At 63.4% G+C, this 16,858-nt stretch carries 17 protein-coding genes; 10 read left to right on the top strand and 7 right to left on the bottom strand.

Annotated elements, in window-relative coordinates; genetic code table 11:
- Positions 1-79 precede the first annotated feature (79 nt).
- From A2I95_RS18445 to A2I95_RS18425, 5 genes are all read right to left on the bottom strand, one after another.
- Complete coding sequence (locus tag A2I95_RS18445) at positions 80-1,456, bottom strand: TRAP transporter large permease (protein WP_291731948.1); 1,377 nt, start codon at positions 1,454-1,456, stop codon at positions 80-82.
- Complete coding sequence (locus tag A2I95_RS18440; RefSeq protein ID WP_291731946.1) at positions 1,456-2,133, bottom strand: TRAP transporter small permease; 678 nt, start codon at positions 2,131-2,133, stop codon at positions 1,456-1,458. The genes A2I95_RS18445 and A2I95_RS18440 overlap by 1 nt, the downstream gene beginning before the upstream one ends.
- A gap of 100 nt (positions 2,134-2,233) precedes the next feature.
- Entirely contained in the window at positions 2,234-3,235 is a 1,002-nt protein-coding gene (locus A2I95_RS18435; protein WP_291731945.1) for a DctP family TRAP transporter solute-binding subunit, read from the bottom strand.
- 694 nt (positions 3,236-3,929) lie between these two features.
- The gene (locus A2I95_RS18430; RefSeq protein ID WP_291731943.1) at positions 3,930-5,159 is read right to left on the bottom strand and encodes a sigma-54 dependent transcriptional regulator; all 1,230 of its coding nucleotides are present in this window, start codon (positions 5,157-5,159) and stop codon (positions 3,930-3,932) included.
- Positions 5,156-6,898 carry an ATP-binding protein gene (locus A2I95_RS18425; protein WP_291731941.1) on the bottom strand — a complete coding sequence of 581 codons (1,743 nt, stop codon included), beginning with the start codon at positions 6,896-6,898 and terminating at the stop codon, positions 5,156-5,158. The genes A2I95_RS18430 and A2I95_RS18425 overlap by 4 nt, the downstream gene beginning before the upstream one ends.
- Before the next feature lie 59 nt (positions 6,899-6,957).
- On the opposite strand from A2I95_RS18425, the gene A2I95_RS18420 reads away from it, so the two are divergent.
- Entirely contained in the window at positions 6,958-8,139 is a 1,182-nt protein-coding gene (locus A2I95_RS18420) for a cytochrome P450 (RefSeq protein WP_291731940.1), read from the top strand.
- Between the two features lie 90 nt (positions 8,140-8,229).
- Here the strand turns inward: A2I95_RS18420 and A2I95_RS18415 are convergent, their stop codons facing one another.
- A complete protein-coding gene (locus tag A2I95_RS18415; protein WP_291731938.1) occupies positions 8,230-8,700 on the bottom strand; it encodes an Lrp/AsnC family transcriptional regulator in 471 nt (156 codons plus the stop codon).
- 210 nt (positions 8,701-8,910) lie between these two features.
- Between A2I95_RS18415 and cobA the strand changes: the two genes are divergently transcribed.
- The 7 genes from cobA to A2I95_RS18380 all read left to right on the top strand — a co-directional run bounded on the left by cobA (position 8,911) and on the right by A2I95_RS18380 (position 14,438).
- Positions 8,911-9,666, top strand: coding sequence for a uroporphyrinogen-III C-methyltransferase (gene cobA, locus A2I95_RS18410; RefSeq protein ID WP_291731975.1), 756 nt, complete (start codon positions 8,911-8,913; stop codon positions 9,664-9,666).
- A complete protein-coding gene (locus A2I95_RS18405) occupies positions 9,666-9,974 on the top strand; it encodes a DUF2849 domain-containing protein (RefSeq protein WP_291731936.1) in 309 nt (102 codons plus the stop codon). Before cobA ends, A2I95_RS18405 begins: the two co-directional genes overlap by 1 nt.
- Positions 9,967-11,631, top strand: coding sequence for a nitrite/sulfite reductase (locus A2I95_RS18400; RefSeq protein ID WP_291731934.1), 1,665 nt, complete (start codon positions 9,967-9,969; stop codon positions 11,629-11,631). The genes A2I95_RS18405 and A2I95_RS18400 overlap by 8 nt, the downstream gene beginning before the upstream one ends.
- A gap of 3 nt (positions 11,632-11,634) precedes the next feature.
- Positions 11,635-12,396 (top strand): phosphoadenylyl-sulfate reductase, encoded by a 762-nt coding sequence (locus A2I95_RS18395; protein WP_291731931.1) that lies wholly within the window; start codon positions 11,635-11,637, stop codon positions 12,394-12,396.
- Between the two features lie 5 nt (positions 12,397-12,401).
- The gene (locus tag A2I95_RS18390; protein ID WP_291731929.1) at positions 12,402-12,797 is read left to right on the top strand and encodes a DUF934 domain-containing protein; all 396 of its coding nucleotides are present in this window, start codon (positions 12,402-12,404) and stop codon (positions 12,795-12,797) included.
- 145 nt (positions 12,798-12,942) lie between these two features.
- Complete coding sequence (locus tag A2I95_RS18385) at positions 12,943-13,809, top strand: ferredoxin--NADP reductase (RefSeq protein WP_291731926.1); 867 nt, start codon at positions 12,943-12,945, stop codon at positions 13,807-13,809.
- Between the two features lie 125 nt (positions 13,810-13,934).
- Positions 13,935-14,438, top strand: a complete 504-nt coding sequence (locus tag A2I95_RS18380) for a hypothetical protein (RefSeq protein WP_291731924.1) — start codon at positions 13,935-13,937, stop codon at positions 14,436-14,438.
- A gap of 119 nt (positions 14,439-14,557) precedes the next feature.
- Here A2I95_RS18380 and A2I95_RS18375 read toward each other — a convergent pair whose 3' ends face one another.
- Positions 14,558-15,160 carry a hypothetical protein gene (locus A2I95_RS18375; protein ID WP_291731922.1) on the bottom strand — a complete coding sequence of 201 codons (603 nt, stop codon included), beginning with the start codon at positions 15,158-15,160 and terminating at the stop codon, positions 14,558-14,560.
- 367 nt (positions 15,161-15,527) lie between these two features.
- Here A2I95_RS18375 and infC point away from each other — a divergent pair, with 367 nt between their 5' ends.
- Together infC and A2I95_RS18365 are read left to right on the top strand one after the other, a co-directional pair.
- A complete protein-coding gene (infC, locus tag A2I95_RS18370; RefSeq protein ID WP_291731974.1) occupies positions 15,528-16,076 on the top strand; it encodes a translation initiation factor IF-3 in 549 nt (182 codons plus the stop codon).
- Between the two features lie 135 nt (positions 16,077-16,211).
- Complete coding sequence (locus A2I95_RS18365; RefSeq protein WP_291731920.1) at positions 16,212-16,850, top strand: methyl-accepting chemotaxis protein; 639 nt, start codon at positions 16,212-16,214, stop codon at positions 16,848-16,850.
- Positions 16,851-16,858: the final 8 nt, after the last annotated feature.

The raw sequence follows: 16,858 nt of genomic DNA, 5'->3' as shown, positions 1-16,858 counted from the left end.
CAAAATTCTTCCAAGAATTTTGCCAAGAACGCAAAACGGCGCCCGAACAACCGGGCGCCGCTTTCTTTTCTGCAAAGCCTTACTTTGTTATGATCTCCGGCCCCATCACCGCATTTGGCAGCACCGTCGACAGCCAGGGGATATAGGTGATCATGATCAGGAAGACAAAGAGCACCGCCAGGAACGGCAGGGCCGCGCGCACCACCCCCATCATCGGCATCCCCGCCACGCCCGAGGTCACAAACAGGTTGAGGCCAACCGGCGGGGTAATCATGCCGATTTCCATATTCACCACCATGATGATGCCGAGGTGGATGGGATCAATGCCTAGCTCGATGGCAATCGGGAACACCAGCGGAGCGACGATCACCAACAGGCCCGAAGGCTCCATGAACTGGCCGCCGATCAGCAGGATCACGTTCACAATCACCAAGAACATGATGGGACCGAAGCCCGCCGACAGCATCGCATTGGCAATCTGCTGCGGCACCTGCTCGTCGGTCAGAACATGCTTCAGGATCAGCGCATTGGCGATCACGAACAGCAATGTCACCGTCAGCTTGCCCGCCTCGAACAGCGTATGCTTGGTGTCGCTGTGCAGGAAGGCAGTCAGCAGCGCATAGGGTTTCTTCAACAGCGGCGTCTTCGCCTCGCCCTCCCCATTCGCCAGCGGCCCCATGTCCTTGTAGACAAAGCTCGCGATGAAGAAAGCATAGACAGCCGCCACTGCCGCCGCCTCGGTCGGGGTGAAGATACCGCCATAGATACCGCCCAGAATAATCACGATCAAGAACAGCCCCCAGCCCGCGTCCCGCGCTGACTCAAAGATCTCGCCCCAGCCCTTCCACTCGCCCTTGGGCAGGTTCTTGACCTTGGCCATCACATAGATGGTGACCATCAGCATCAGACCCGCCATCAGACCCGGAATGACACCGGCCAGGAACATCCGCCCCACCGAAACCTCGACGGCGGCCGCATAAACCACCATCACAATCGACGGCGGGATCAGGATGCCCAGCGTCCCTGCATTGCAGATCACACCGGCAGCAAATTCCTTGGAGTAGCCCACCTGCCGCATGCCCGCGATCACGATGGAGCCGATGGCCACCACGGTGGCCGGCGAGGACCCCGACAAAGCGGCAAACAGCATACAGGCAAACACACCCGCAATCGCCAGCCCGCCCGGCAGATGACCGACGCAGGCAATCGAAAACCGGATGATCCGCCGCGCCACGCCGCCTGTGGTCATGAACGACGACGCTAGGATAAAGAACGGGATCGCCAGCAGGGTGAAATGCCCCTCAAAGGCTTCAAACAGGGTGCCCGCGACGCTCGCCAGCGAACTGTCGGAGTAAATCAGCAGAAAAATCGTCGAGCTGAGGCCCAGCGACACCGCAATCGGCACCCCGATCAACAGCAGGCCAATCACCATCGCAAAGAGAATTACCACTTCCATCAGTCATGCTCCCCGCGCTGCGCCCGCACGGCGTCCAGCTCATCTTCCACCTCATGGCTGGCGACCAGCCGGTCCACGTCACCGCGGGCAATCTGCAGCGCCGCCTGAATGAAGCGGAACACCAAAAGCAGCATCGACACCGGCAGCACCACATAAGGCACCACCTTCGGCAGCTTTTCATAGGCGTCGCCGTAGTTGATCAGGTCTTCCAGAAACTTGAAGACTGCCACCATCGGCACGTCCTGCACCTCATAAAAGCTCTGGCTGCGCGCCTTCATGTCAAACCCGGTCGGGAACCAGCGCCCGGAGGTGGGCGGCAGGTCGGCAAACACCGCCCAATAGTCATAGGCGCCCTTCAGCAGCAGCAAGGAGAACACGATGCAGCAGGCGGCAGCGAACAGTCCCACCACCTTGCGCGTGCCCGGTGCCAGCATGTTGACAATGGCGTCAACGCCCAGATGCGCATGGGCCTTCACCGCATAAGACGCGCCCAGCAGCACCAGCCAGGCAAACAGGAACACCGTCAGTTCCAGCGCCCATAGAATGTTGGAATTGAACACAAACCGCGCGATCACATTGGCAAAAGTAATTGCGGTCATCAGCCCCAGCAGGAGCGCGATCAGAGTTTCTTCGAGTGAGTTGATAAGCCCGCTCGGGCCGGTTCTGGACCCCGCCATGGCTGCCTCCCAAATTTTGCGGAAAGGGGTGCAGGCGGCGGATCCACACGCCCCCTGCGGTCAGGAGGCCCCGATACGGGCCTCCCGGAAAAAGCCTGCCTTAGAGGCCTGCGTTGATGGCTTGCGCCGCGTCGATCTTCTCCTGGCCGACGTCGCCTGCGAATTTCTCCCAGACCGGCTTCATCGCCTCGACCCAGGCCGCGCGCTGCTCAGGGGTCAGCTCGCGCACCACGCCGCCGGCATCGATGATCGCCTGGCGCGCCTCACCGTTCACCTTGGTGGACTCGGCGTTCCGGGTTGTGGTCACCTCGTTCAGGATGGTCAGGAACTGGTCGCGCACCGCCGGGTCCAGACTGTCCAGCCAGTCGACCGAGGTCACCACCAGATAGTCCAGCGCGCCGTGGTTGGTTTCGGTGACACCGTCCTGCACCTCAAAGAACTTCTTGCCATAGATATTGGACCAGGTGTTCTCCTGCCCGTCCACAACCCCCTGCTGCAGCGCGCCGTAAACCTCCGAGAACGCCATCTTCTGAGGGCTGCCGCCGATCGCTTCCATCTGCGCCACCAGCACGTCCGAGGATTGCACCCGGAACTTCAGCCCGTTGGCATCCGTGGGGTCCACCAGCGGCTTGTTGGCCGACATCTGCTTCATGCCGTTGTGCCAGTAGGCCAGCCCCTGCAACCCGCGGCGCTGCATCGAATCCAGCATCTCCTGGCCGGTTTCCGACCCCTGAAACGCATCCACCGCGTCGATGTTCTTGAACATGAACGGCAGGTCGAACAGGCGGAACTGCTTGGTGAACTTCTCAAACTTCGACAAGGACGGCGCCGCCAGCTGCACGTCGCCCTGCAGCATCGCTTCCAGCACCTTGTTGTCGTTATACAGCGTCGAGTTCGGATAGACCTCGATGCACATGGTGCCGTTCATCTCTTCGTTCACACGGCTCTCCAGCAGCGACGCGGCAATCCCCTTGGGGTGCTTATCGGTGTTGGTGACGTGGCTGAACTTCACCACAATCTCGCCGTCGTCACAGGCTGCCGAAGCAGCGCCTGCAGTAACGGTCAGTGCCAATGCGGTGGCGGCAGTGGTCAGGAATTTCATGGTCTTTTCCTCCCAGAAAAATCATCTCTAAATCCGATGTTGCATTCAGCGCATGGCTGAAGCCCGCCCAGAGCATCCCAAGTTGCAGAAATCCGCTCAACAATTGATTCGAGAATCACCGGGCGTCTGAATTTTTCGATTTCTTGTATAGGCTTACGGACAGGTCCAAATGCACACAGGCTGCATCTGTCAAAAGCTGTGCGAAATCCCGCACAGGGTGCTTCCGGCTTCGTGCGGAATTCCGCACAAATGTTAGCGCCAGACAGAACTGCAATGGAATCGCCGCCCTTCTTCTGGCTGAAAATATCCTCGTCCCGCTGCCCGTCAGGCGGCTATGCCGCCGAGAGGGGAGGCATCCGGCCTCTCCGCCTCACGCCGTCCGCCGGGGTGTTGCATCCCCACCGCACGCACCGCTTTCCTGCCCTTAACCCCGCCCTGCAATACTGCCTTCCGTCGCGACACCGGTGCGGGTTGACACCCCGCACCACCAGGAGACCACAGGGCCCCCAAGACCACCTCCTCATCGGGTGCAGGGGCGTCCCGCAACGAAGGCTTCAGCGGACATGGGGGCTTGCGACCCCCGTCCTCCCTCCGCCCATGGCCCCATCCGGGGTTTTCCGGCGGCGCCGCCTCCTTAAATACCCCGGCCACTGCGCCGGGAAAGACAAACCGCAAGGCCCCGGCCCCAACGCCCTCAGCGGCGGTACTCCTCGGGCCGGATGCCATAGCGGGCCAGCTTGTCATAAAACGTCTTGCGCGGCAGCCTCAACGCTTCCGCGGCCGCAGCCGCACGCCCGTTGGCGCGGCCCAATGCGGCAATCAGCAGCGAGCGCTCCACCTGCGCCATCTGCTCTGCCAGCCCCAGCCCGGCGGCCACGACGGCCTCCTCGGGCATTCCCAGCACAAACCGCATCGCCGCCGACATCAGGGAGCGCGCATTGCCCGGCCAATCCTGCGCCATCAGGGCTGCCAGATGGTCCTGGCTGATCTCCGGCACCCCGATCCCGGCCTGCTCTGCCGCCTGCGCCACATAATGGCGGAACAGCACCGGAATATCACCGGGGCGTTCGGCCAGCGAGGGGATGCGCACCCGCATCACATCCAGCCGGTAGAACAGGTCGGCACTGAAACTGCCAGCCTCCGCCTTACCCGCCAGATCGGCGCTGGAACCGGCTATGATCCGAACTCCGCTGCCCTGCTCCAACTGCGCCAGCAGCGCATATTGCGCCGCTTCCGGCAGTGCCTGCACCTCATCCAGGAACAGCGACCCGCCCGCGGCCTCCTGGCACAGCTCCGCCACTGTCCCGGCTGCCAGCCCGGCTGCCGGGCGTTTCACAAACGGCCCCTGCCCGGCAGGCGACATCAGGTGGATGACCTCTGCCACCTTGGAAATGCCGCTGCCCGGCGCGCCGGTGACCAGCACCTCGGCCCCCGTCGGCGCCACCGCCCGCACCCGCTGGCGCATCTCGGTGGCCTGGGGCGAGGTGCCGAACAGCAGCCGCGCCGCCGGATCGCCGCTCTCGAGCTGGTGCTTCAGGCGCCGGTTTTCCAGCACCAGCGCCCGGGTCTTCAGGGCGCGTTCCAGCACCGGCAGGAAATCGGCTGCGGCGCAGGGTTTTTCCAGGAAATCAAACGCCCCCTGCGACATCGCCTTCACCGCCATCGGAATGTCCCCCTCGCCGGTCAGCAGCACCACCGGCAGTTCCTCGTCTGCACCGCGGGCATAGTCCAGCAGGTGAAACCCGTCCCGCCCCGGCATCCGGATGTCCGACACGATAATGCCATCAAACGCGCTTGTGATATGATCCTTCGCCGCTACGAACGAGCCGCAGACGACCACCTCCAGATCGTTCAGCTCCAGCGTCTGGGCAAGCGCCTCGCGCACTGCCGCGTCATCATCCACCAATAGCACCTTGCGGGTCATGCCGCGTCCCCCTTCTCAGCACCCTCGTGCCATGGCTCCAACTCCACCGTGAACACCGCACCGCCGCCGGTATTGGCACCGCGGATATTGCCGCCAAAGCTTTGCACCAACCCGTAAGAAATCGACAGCCCCAGCCCCATGCCCTCAGAGCTGCCCACCGCCTTGGTGGAATAAAACGGGTCGAACATCTTCTCCGGCTCCTTGATGCCGGGACCGCTGTCCTGCACCCGCACCTGCAGCCGCGGGCCGGTGTCGACGGAGATCGAGATCACCTTTTCCACCTGTGCCTGCATCGCGTCGGCGGCATTGTTGATCAGGTTCACAAAAACCTGCGTCAGCCGCACCTCGCCGCCCCAGGCATAGACCGGTCCGCCACAGGCCGCCGCGTTCCAGCGCAGATCGATGCGATCTGCCTTCAGCCTCGGCATCGTCAGTTCCACCGCGGCGTCGATCACTTGCAGCAGGTCCACCCGCCCCATCGGCTCGCTTTCATTGCGGGCAAAGGCGCGCAGGTTCTTGATGATCCGCGCCATCCGCACCGCCATGTCAGCTATCCGTCCCAGATTCTCGCCGGTCCGCTCCGCCTTGCCGCGCTCCAGAAAGGCCGTGCCGTTTTCGGCATATTGCTGGATCGCCATCAAGGGCTGGTTCAATTCATGGCTGATGCCCGCCGACATCTGCCCCAAAGCGGACAGCTTGCCCGCCTGCACCAGATCCTCCTGCGCGCGTTTGAGCGCCGCCTCGGCTTCCTCGCGTTCGCGCACCTCGCGGCGCAGCCGGGTGTTGGCCGCCGACAGATCCCGGGTGCGCTTCTCAACCCGGCTTTCCAGCACTGCATTGGCCTCGGCCAGAGTGCGTCGGCGCTCCATCACGATGAACAGCATGGCCCCGAGTGCCAGGCACACCGCCGCCAGCGCCGCCGCTTGCAAGGCCGCGATCCGCCGGGCCGGCGCCACATCCACCAGGATTTCGCCTGTCATTCCAATCAGCGGCAAGTCCACGGAAAGATGCAGCGCGCGGCCGGGCAAATACGGGCTGCCCTCAAGACTCCAGATTTCATGCCCTGCATAGCGGTCCCTGCGCGTGACACTCGGGGTTTCCCCCTCCGCGCCGCGCTGCCAGAACAGCATTTCGGACCGGTTGGAAATGAACACCTCGCCACTCATGCCGGTAAAGAACACCGCCGGCAGCGAGCCGCGCCAGGTCTGTTCCACATCATTCACATCCGCTGCCACAACCAAAGCGCCATGCACACCGCCGGACCGGAACACCGGCGCGGCATAGAAATACGCCCGCCGCCCGCCCGGCTGCAAAACCGCATGGCCGGTGCCCATTGCCCCGTGCATGGCGCGGGTGAAATACGCCTGCTCCGAAACATCCGGGCCGGACACCCCTTCGGCTGCCGCCATCACCCGGCCGTCCGCAGCGGCAAAAAACACATCCAGCGCCGCGGTCTTATCGGCGACCGTGCGCAGCAGCTCCGCCGCCGCGTCCTGCGCCGCGGGCGTGGACAGATCCGTCAGCGCCGGGTGTTCGGCGGTCAGCACCGCCAGTTCCTGATAGACCTGCAACTGGGTGCTGACCCTGTCCGACGCCAAGGCCAGATCCGCCGCGCTGCGCTCTGCCAGGCTGTCCAGCGCCTGGCGGTAGCCATAAGACCAGACCGCCAGCGCCAATGCCGCCACGGCCAACAGGAACCCGGCAGGCAGGCTCCAGCGAAGAAGTTGCTGTGTTTTCATTGCGGCACGTTATCAAAGCGGCCCTTGCATTGACCAGATGCAACGGCAACAACCGGTGTATGAAGACTTTATTCCAATCCCCCACCGACCCGGCCTTTGTGCAGGACCCCTACCCTTTCTACGCCGCCGCGCAGGCCGAGGGCCAGCTGCACCATTGGCAGGACTACGGCATGGCCGCCGCCTTCGGCCATGCCGCGGTGCACATGCTGCTGCGCGACCGCCGCTTCGGCCGCGAGGTGCCGGAGGAGCTGCGCCAGGACGGCCCCGCCCATCTCGCCCCCTTCCTAGCGGTTGAGGCGCATTCGATGCTCGACGCCGAGCCGCCCCGCCACACCCGCCTGCGCCGCCTGGTGCTGCACGCTTTCACTTCTCGCGGAATCGCGGCGTTGGAGCCGGGGATCAAGGACTTGTGCCACCAGCTGATCGACGCCTTTCCGGATCAGCCCTTTGACCTGCTGGAGGCCTATTGCACCCAGGTTCCGGTCGTGACCATCTGCCGCCTTCTGGGTGTGCCGGAAGAGATGGGCGCCAATCTCGTGGACTGGTCGCACAAGATCGTGGCGATGTATCAGGCGTCGCGCACGGAAGACACCGAACACGCCGCAGCACAGGCCTCGCAAGAGTTCACAGAGTTCCTGCGCGGCTACATCGCGGAACGCCGGAACGATCCCCGCGACGACCTGATCACCCGGCTGATCGCGGCGGAGGAACAAGGCGACAAGCTGTCCACCGACGAACTGATCGGCACCTGTATCCTGCTCTTGAACGCGGGCCATGAGGCCACCGTGCATTCACTGGGCAACGGCGTGAAGACCATGCTGCAGCAAGGCTGGCAGCCGGAGTGGCTGGCTCCGGAAGGGATCGAGCGGCTGGTGGAGGAGATCCTGCGATATGACCCGCCGCTGCATATGTTCACCCGCCACGCCTATGAAGAGGCCGAGGTGTTCGGCCACACCTTCCAGCGCGGCGATCAGGTGGCGCTGCTCTTGGGTGCTGCCAACCGCGACCCTAAGGCGCTGGAGGATGCGGACCGTTTCGACCCGGCGCGGCCTCCGAAAGTGAACAAAAGCTTTGGCGGCGGCCTGCACTTCTGCGTCGGCGCGCCGCTGGCGCGGCTGGAGATGCAGATCGCCCTGCCGATCCTGTTCCACCGCTGCCCGGATCTGGCACTGGCGGTTGAGCCTGGATACTCCAACACCTATCATTTCCACGGACTGACCCGGCTGATGGTTACGGCCTGACTTGGGGCTCCGCGCCAAACCCCGGGGTATTTTCAAACCAGAAAGAAGCAGACAATCCTCCGGCTTCTTTCTGGTCTTAAATACCCGAAATCATCCGGGCTGAAGCGGCAGCATCGTTGTGGATTTTATCTCTTCCATCGACAAAAGCGCCGTCACATTATGCACCCGCACTTCGGCAATCAGCGCCTGATAGAACACATCATAGGCGCGCGCGTTCTGCACCCGGACCTTCAGGATATAGTCGATGTCGCCCGCCAGCCGGTGCGCTTCCTGCACCTCGGGGCGATCGCGCAAGGCTTGAAGGAACTTTGCCTGCCAGTCCGCCTCGTGCTCGGAAGTGCGGATGAGGACAAAAAAACAGGCCTCAAACCCCAGCGCTTCGGCATCCAGCAGAACTGTCTGCTGACCGATCACACCGCCTTCCTTCAGTTTGCGGATGCGATTCCATACAGGGGTCTTTGATGACCCCACCTGACGGGCGATTTCGTCCAGCGACTGACCCGCGTCGCGCTGCAGTTCAGCCAGAATTTTCCGGTCAGTGGCGTCGATCCGCACCGTCATTCCTGTTTTCTCCTGTTGTGAGGACCAATCGGCCCGCATCTTCAACCACCAAGAACCCATGTTCTTATTTGTCCGCACATATAGCGCAATACCGGGAATATTTCCTATATCTAACCTCAAGTCAAACATACCGGAGAGGCCGCTGAAATGCCTGCACATACCACACATACCGTCAATGCCACCGCTTACACCCGCGGCAGCATGGCTTGTATGGTTGCGGGCCAGGTTGCCTTTGCAGGCTCCGGCCCCGGCGACGCGGATCTTTTGACCATCAAGACCCTGCGCGCGCTGCAGGAAGCCGATGTCATTCTGTATGACCGTCTGGTCAGTGGTGAGATCATGGCGCTGGCCGGCCCGCAAGCAGAGCTGGAAAACGTCGGCAAGGAAGGCTTCGGTGCGCAGGTCAGCCAGGACGAGATCAACGCGCGGCTGGTTGCCCATGCCAAGGCTGGCCGCAAGGTGCTGCGGCTGAAGGCCGGCGATCCCACCATCTTTGCCCGTCTGGATGAAGAGCTGACCGCCTGCGAAGAGGCTGGAATCGCCACCCGGATCATCCCCGGCATCACCGCTGCCTCGGCTGCCGTGGCGGGCATCGGCCAAAGCCTGACTCAGCGCGGCCGCAACACGTCTGTGCGCTTCATCACCGGCCATGCGATGAGCGGTTTTGCCGATCACGACTGGGCTGCGCTGGCGCGTCCGGGCGAGGTGGCCGCGATCTATATGGGCAAGAAGTCCGCCCGGTTTGTGCAGGGCCGCCTGATCATGCACGGCGCTGACCGCGCCACGCCGGTGACCATTGTCGAGAACGCCTCGCGCCCCGAACAGCGGGTGCTGGAAACCAATCTGGACCGCCTGCCCGCCGACCTTGATGCGGCCGGTTTTGACGGCCCTGCCCTCACCTTCCTGGGCCTTGCGCCGCGCAAAGCGGCCGCCGCCCTGACCGACCTCAAAACGGAGCTTGCATAATGGCCCGCGCCTTTACCCCCAAAGTCATCACCGCCAACGATCTGCTGGAAGGCGACGTGATTTATTTCACCGCTGACGACAGCTGGACCCGCGACCTGTCGGAGGCTGAGCTGATCACCGATGAGGCCGAAGCCCAGCTGCGCCTGATCGAGGCAGAGAAGCAGAACATCCGCATCGTCGGCGCCTATCTGGCCGATGCCAAGGCAGGCCCGAACGGCCCCGAGCCGACCCATTTCCGCGAGGATTTCCGCCGCACCGGCCCCTCGAACTACTTCCACGGCAAGCAGGAGGCCGAAGCCAATGTATAAGTACAACGAGTTCGACGCGGCCTTCCTGGCCGAGCGCAACGCCCAGTTCCGCGCCCAGGTCGGGCGCCGCATTGACGGCTCTCTCACCGAGGACGAGTTCAAGCCGCTGCGCCTGATGAACGGCGTTTACCTGCAGCTGCACGCCTATATGCTGCGGGTCGCGGTGCCCTATGGCACCCTGAACTCCGCCCAGATGCGGACCCTCGCCCTGCTGGGTGAGAAGTGGGACAAGGGCTACGGCCATTTCACCACCCGCCAGAACATCCAGTACAACTGGCCGAAACTGCGCGATATTCCGGATATGCTGGACGCGCTGGGTGAGGTTGGACTGCACGCTATCCAGACATCGGGCAACACCATCCGCAACACCACCGCCGACCATTTCGCCGGTGCCGCCGCGGATGAGCTTACCGATCCCCGCCCCTATGCCGAGCTGATCCGCCAGTGGTCCACCGACCACCCGGAATTCCAGTTCCTGGGCCGCAAGTTCAAGATCGCCATCACCGGCAGCGGCAACGACCGCGCCGTGATCAAGGCGCATGACGTGGGTCTGCAGGTGGTGGAACAGGACGGCAAGACCGGCTTCAAGGTCGTTGTCGGCGGCGGCCTCGGCCGTACCCCGATGATCGGCCAGGTACTGCGCGAATTCCTGCCGCAGGCGGATCTGCTGCCCTATCTGGAGTCGGTTCTGACCGTCTACAACGTGCTGGGCCGCCGCGACAACAAGTACAAGGCGCGCATCAAGATCACCGTCTCCGAGAACGGCATCGACACCTACCGCGCGATGACCGAGGAGGCCTTCATGGCGATCCGCGGCCAGTACGACGGCACCGACCAGCAACTCTTAGAAGAGATCAAGACGCATTTCGCAGCGCCGGAGTTCCGCTCCGGCCCGACCGACGCGTTTGACGCGGCCTATGAAGCCGACCCGGTGTTCCGCGCCTGGGCCGACACCAACCTGGCCGAGCACCGCAAGGGCGACCATGCCATCGTCACCATCTCGATCAAGGCGCACGGGGCAACACCCGGCGACGCCAGCGCTGAACAGATGCGGGTGATGGCGGATCTGGGCGAGCAATACGCCTATAATGAGCTGCGCATCAGCCACCAGCAGAACGTGATCCTGCCGCATGTCCACAAGAACGACCTGCCGGCAATCCACGCCGCGCTGAAGGCAAACGGCCTGGCCACCGCCAACATCGGCCTGATCTCGGATATCATCGCCTGCCCCGGCATGGACTACTGCGCGCTGGCAACCGCCCGCTCGATTCCCGTGGCGCAGGAGATTGCAACCCGCTTTGACGAACTGAAGATGGAGCACGACATCGGCCATCTGCAGATCAAGATCTCGGGCTGCATCAACGCCTGCGGCCATCACCATGTTGCCCATATCGGCATTCTTGGTTTGGACCGCGCCGGGGTGGAGAATTACCAGATCACCCTGGGCGGCGACGCCACCGAGACGGCGGCCATCGGCACCCGCACCGGCCCCGGCTTTGCCTATGACGAGATTGTTCCCGCCGTGGAACGCATCGTCGAGGTCTATATGGCCCAGCGTGAAGGGGCTGAGGAAACCTTCCTCGAGACCTACCGCCGGATCGGCATGGAGCCGTTCAAGGCCGCGCTTTATCCCGAGGCTCAGAAAAAGGTCGCCTGACCCATGTTCGACACTGCCGGAAAACAGCCCGCCGGGGGGGGCAACCCCGCCCGGGACCGGGAGCTGGCCGCCAAGGCGGAGGCGCTGAATGCGCGCTTCCGCCACCATTCGGCCACCTCGGTTATGGAGGGCGCATTGAAGGACGCGGGCCATATCGCCCTGGTCTCCTCTTTCGGCGCGGAATCCGTGGTGCTCTTGCATATGGCCGCGATCATCGACCCGATGACGCCGGTTGTGTTCGTGGACACCGAACTGCTGTTCACCGAGACGCTGATCTATCAGCAGGAGGTGAGCGAGCGGCTGGGCCTGCGCAATCTGCGCATCATCCGCGCCGATGACATCGCCGAAAAGGATCCCTACGGGGCGCTCAAATTCAGCGACAAGGACGCCTGCTGCACCCTGCGCAAGACGGTGCCGCTGCAAAAGGCGCTGGACGGCTATGACGGCTGGATCACCGGGCGCAAACGGTTCCAGGCCGGCACCCGCGCTGCGCTGGAGTTCTTCGAGGTCGAAGAGGGCACCGGCCGGCTCAAGATCAACCCGCTGGCCCATTGGGCGCCCGAGGACGTGCGCGCCTATATGGATGAAAACCGCCTGCCCCGCCATCCGCTGGTGGCCAAGGGCTATCCCTCGATCGGCTGCGCGCCCTGCACCAGCCCGGTCAAGGAAGGCGAAGACCCCCGTGCCGGGCGCTGGCGCGGGGAAAACAAGGAAGAATGCGGCATCCATGTTGTGGACGGCCAAATGGTACGCACAGGAGCGTGAGTGAGATGACTGTTATCGTGACCGACACCGGCTTTGCGGCCGACGACTGGACCACCGGCTTTGACGGCTCGGATGTGCTGGAACTGGCCTCGGACGCCAGCCTGAACGACGTGTCGCTGGACGGGGTTGAGCTGGTGCGGGTGCAATTCCCCAGCTTTGCCGACGGGCGCGGCTTCACCCTGGCCCGTCAGCTGCGGCTGAAGGGCTATGAGGGCCGCCTGCGCGCCTTTGGCCATGTGATCGCCGACCAGTATGCCATGGCCCGCCGCTCCGGCTTTGACGAGGTGGAGCTGAGCGACGACCTCGCCGCCCGCCAGCCCGAGGACCAGTGGCTGGCCCGCGCCAACTGGAAAGACCACAGCTATCAGGCCCGCCTGCGCGGCAGCACCGCTGCCCGCTAAGCCAGCCCTCCCGAGCCTGGGAAAACCTTTGCCAGACCGGTTCCGTTGCGTCCTGCGCGGGGCCGGTTTCGCAAAACAAGGGGTTTTCCTGACCTGTATCAAAGACTAATCAGAGGTGCCGGCTACTCCTCCGGCAGTGGACCCGATGAATGAGATGACACCCGTGACCGACATTGCAACCAACGCCGCGCCCGAAAAGGCAAAGCCCGCCCTGCCCGATGCCCAGACCGTCACTGAGGTGAAGCACTGGACCGACAAGCTGTTCTCCTTCAAGGTGACCCGCCCGGCCTCGCTGCGGTTCCGCTCGGGCGAATTCGTGATGATCGGCCTGATGAACGATCCCGACCCCAAAACCGGCAAGGTGAAACCCTTGCTGCGCGCCTATTCCATCGCCTCGCCCAGCTGGGACGAGGAAATGGAATTCTACTCGATCAAGGTGGAAGACGGCCCGCTGACCTCGCGCCTGCAGCACATCCAGCCAGGCGACGAGATCATCCTGCGCCCCAAGCCGGTCGGCACCCTGGTGCATGACGCGCTGCTGCCGGGCAAGCGGATCTGGTTCTTTGCCACCGGCACAGGCTTTGCGCCCTTTGCGTCCCTCCTGCGCGAGCCGCAGACCTATGAGGATTACGACGAGGTGATCATCACCCACACCTGCCGCACCGCAGGCGAGCTGACCTATGGCCGCGAATTGATCGAAAGCCTCAAGGAAGACGAGCTGCTGAACGAGGTGATCGGCGAAGGCTTCTGGAAGAAGATCAAGTATTACCCGACCACCACCCGCGAAGAGAGCCCCAAGATGGGCCGCATCACCGACCTGATGCGCTCGGGCGAGGCCTTTGCCGAACTTGGTGTGCCGCCGCTGAACCCGGAAAGCGACCGGGCGATGATCTGCGGCAACCTGGCCTTCAATCTGGAGCTCAAGGACCTGTTCGAGAACACCTATGGGCTGGAAGAAGGCGCCAACTCGAAACCGGCGCACTTCGTGGTCGAAAAGGCCTTCCTCGACTGATCCCGCGCCGGGGCGCTGCCCGGATTTTGACACTATTTTGACGGGAGGCCGCCGCCTCCCGTTTATCTTTTGTTGGGGATGATTCTGTATTCCGGTTGCTGAGATCCAGAACGGAGCAACGAAACATGCAGAACGAATTGACCTCGGGGCAGCCGCCCGTTTTCCAGTCCGTCAGAACAGAGGCGGGCAAAGCCCGCGTCAAAGCAGCGGTTGCGGGGTTCCAGGCCCGTCCCGGCCAGGTGCAGCCGACGGTTCCCGAGCGGATCGCAGGCGTCAAAGCCCGCTATGATGCGCGTGCCATTGCCCCCGGCGACATTGACGAGATGTTTGACGCGCTGGTGCAGGCCGGCCATCCGGTGACCTCGCCGATGCTGCTGCTGAATTCCATGGGCAAACGGTTCCGCAGCCATCTGGCCACCCTCACCGGCAGCGCCTACGACGGTGCCAAGCCGCTTGACCTGATCGGTGTGGCCCAGCTGCAAATCCAGCGCGCCCGCAAACAAGGCGGCAACAGTGCCGGCTGGGAGACCTTCCTGGCCTTCCTGGCGCCGCAGCCGCAGCCAGGCGATCAGGCCCCGCTGGACCATATGGCCCGTGTCGCGCAGCAGGCACAGGCCCGCCCGCACTGATCCGCGGCTGCAGATTCGGCCGCAGACTTCCAGCGGCAGGGCATAATGCCTGCCGCCGGTTGCATTTCGTGCCTGGCGGCCTGGCTCAACTTCTGGCCAGGCTCAGCCTACGGCCGGGTTCAATCGCTGCCCGCAGTGCTTTCGGTTTCCGCCGCGCCGGGCTGGTTCAGCAGCTCCTGTGCGGTGCCGGCTGCACTGTCCAGCGCCTCGGATGCGGCGTCCTCTGCGGTCTCAGCCGCGCCGGCGGCAGTCTCTGCCGCGCCTTGGGCAGCCTCGCCGGCCTGATCCACCGCCGAACCAGCAGCATCCGCAGCGTCATCCGCAACGCCGGCAGCGGCATCGGTGGCAGCGTCTGTGGTATCCTGCACGGCGTCCGATGCAGCACCCGCCGTGCCCTGGGCCGCATCAACTGCGTCCCCTGCCGCTTCAGCAGCCGCTTCCGCCGCCTCGCTTACGGTGTCCTGCACTGCATCAACAGCGGCGCCGGCAGCTTCGGCACCGGAGTCGATGGCGCCCTCAACGGCGTCCGCCGCATCTTCCACCGCCTGTTCGGCCGGAGCCGCGTTTTCCTCGTCTGCCGCTTCCGGCGCGGTGCTGCTCTGTTCTTCTTGCACGGCCGGTGCCTCGGCAGGTGCCGGGTCCTGCGCCCCCTGGCCGTTCAGCAGCACATAGCCGCCCACTGCAGCAGCCCCTAGCGCAATCAGGATCAATAACTGTTTCATAATACACTCCTTCCGTTTACCGGCTTTGCCGGCCTGGCCGCGCCATCCGCAGCATCTGCCTGCCAGATGGCGCGCGGCAGCGCAGCACTCAAGGGGGAAGTTTCCCAGGCCTGCATCACGGGCGGCCAGCTGCCGCCCGCCGGTCCCGCAACTGGCGGAACCCCGCCGCATTCCCGTCTTTTCAGGATGCTGTCCCGCAGCGCCATGCTGCCGTCCGGTCAGGGTTCGCGCCTGTTTTCAGGGCCATTTGCAATATGCGGCCTTGAAATGCGGCTTTCCTGCAGCCATACCGCCTATAAGCCTTGAATCACACGCGCGGGGGCAGTAGCGTTCCCGCACTTTTTGCAATGACAGAAGGATCGCAGTCATAGCCCGCAGACCTCATAACGCGCCGCCGCAACGCGACACCGGCCCGCGCGTCAACGAAAAAATCCGTGCCTCCGAAATCCGCCTGATTGGCGCCGATGGCGAAAACGGCGGGGTTGTACACCCGTCCAAAGCCATGGAGCTGGCTGCCGAGGCCGGATTGGATCTGGTTGAAATCTCGCCCAACGCCAACCCGCCCGTGTGCAAGATCATGGACTTTGGCAAGTTCAAGTATGAACAGCAGAAACGCGAGAGCGAAGCCCGCAAGAAGCAAAAGATCATCGAGGTCAAAGAGGTCAAGTTCCGTCCCAACACGGACACTCATGACTACGATGTGAAAATGCGCAACGTCTACAAGTTCCTGGAAAACGGCGACAAGGTGAAAGTCACCCTGCGTTTCCGGGGCCGCGAGATGGCGCACCAGAACCTGGGCCGCGAGCTTTTGGAACGGGTTGCGGAAGACATCAAGGAATTGGGCAAGGTCGAGAACATGCCCAAGATGGAAGGCCGTCAGATGATCATGATGATCGGCCCGCTGCCAAACAAGTAATCCGGCCGCCTTCAAGACAGGTATCCAGCCCCGCAGCGCCGCTGCGGGGCTTTTCTTTTTGCCGGAGCCATCGCAGTTAGCGCTGCCTTAACGCCTGCCCGTTAGAACGGTCTGCATGGTCATTAAGGTGCAGGCATGAAAAGTTTATCCGACGTACAGAACACCGCTTTCATGGCCGTCGGCCCCAGCCGCATCGCCGCGCTGTCTCTGCTGGCTCTGGCCCAGAATCCGAAAGACGCGGATGCTGGCAGCGCCGCGGACGTCCTGACCTTGTCCGTGCAGCGGATTGCGGCCGCCCATGCGATGCTCAGCAGCGGCCTGGACAGCCTGCTGCAGGAGTGCAGCTATAGCCTGCCCAAGGATCTGGAAGCCAAACGCCAGGCCTGCCTGGACGTGCTCACCCCCCTGCACAGCGCCACCTCCCGGCCTGAGGGCGGCCCGTTGGAGAATGTGCGCCGGATCCCGGATCTTGCGGGCCTCTGCCTCTACCGGCTGGAACCGGCCGTCTCCAGCTTTCTCAGCCAGATGGTCCAGACATTGTGCGGCGCACAGCAGATGCGTGAGGAAGAGCGCGAGCAGAACATGCGGACCACCATCGCCAATGCCGAAGGGGTCGGACGCAATATCAAGTTCATCTCCTTCAACGCCTCGATCGAGGCGGCGCGGATCGGCGATATGGGCAAGGGGTTTGCGGTGATCGCAACCGAAATCCGCGAACTGTCAGGCAAGACACAAACCCTGCTGGAGGAAATCTCCGGTTACCTGCGGCACTAGCTGCCGTT

It is taken from the genome of Leisingera sp. F5 (genome assembly GCF_001593695.1).
This window is presented reverse-complemented; position numbering and strand designations above follow the sequence as displayed.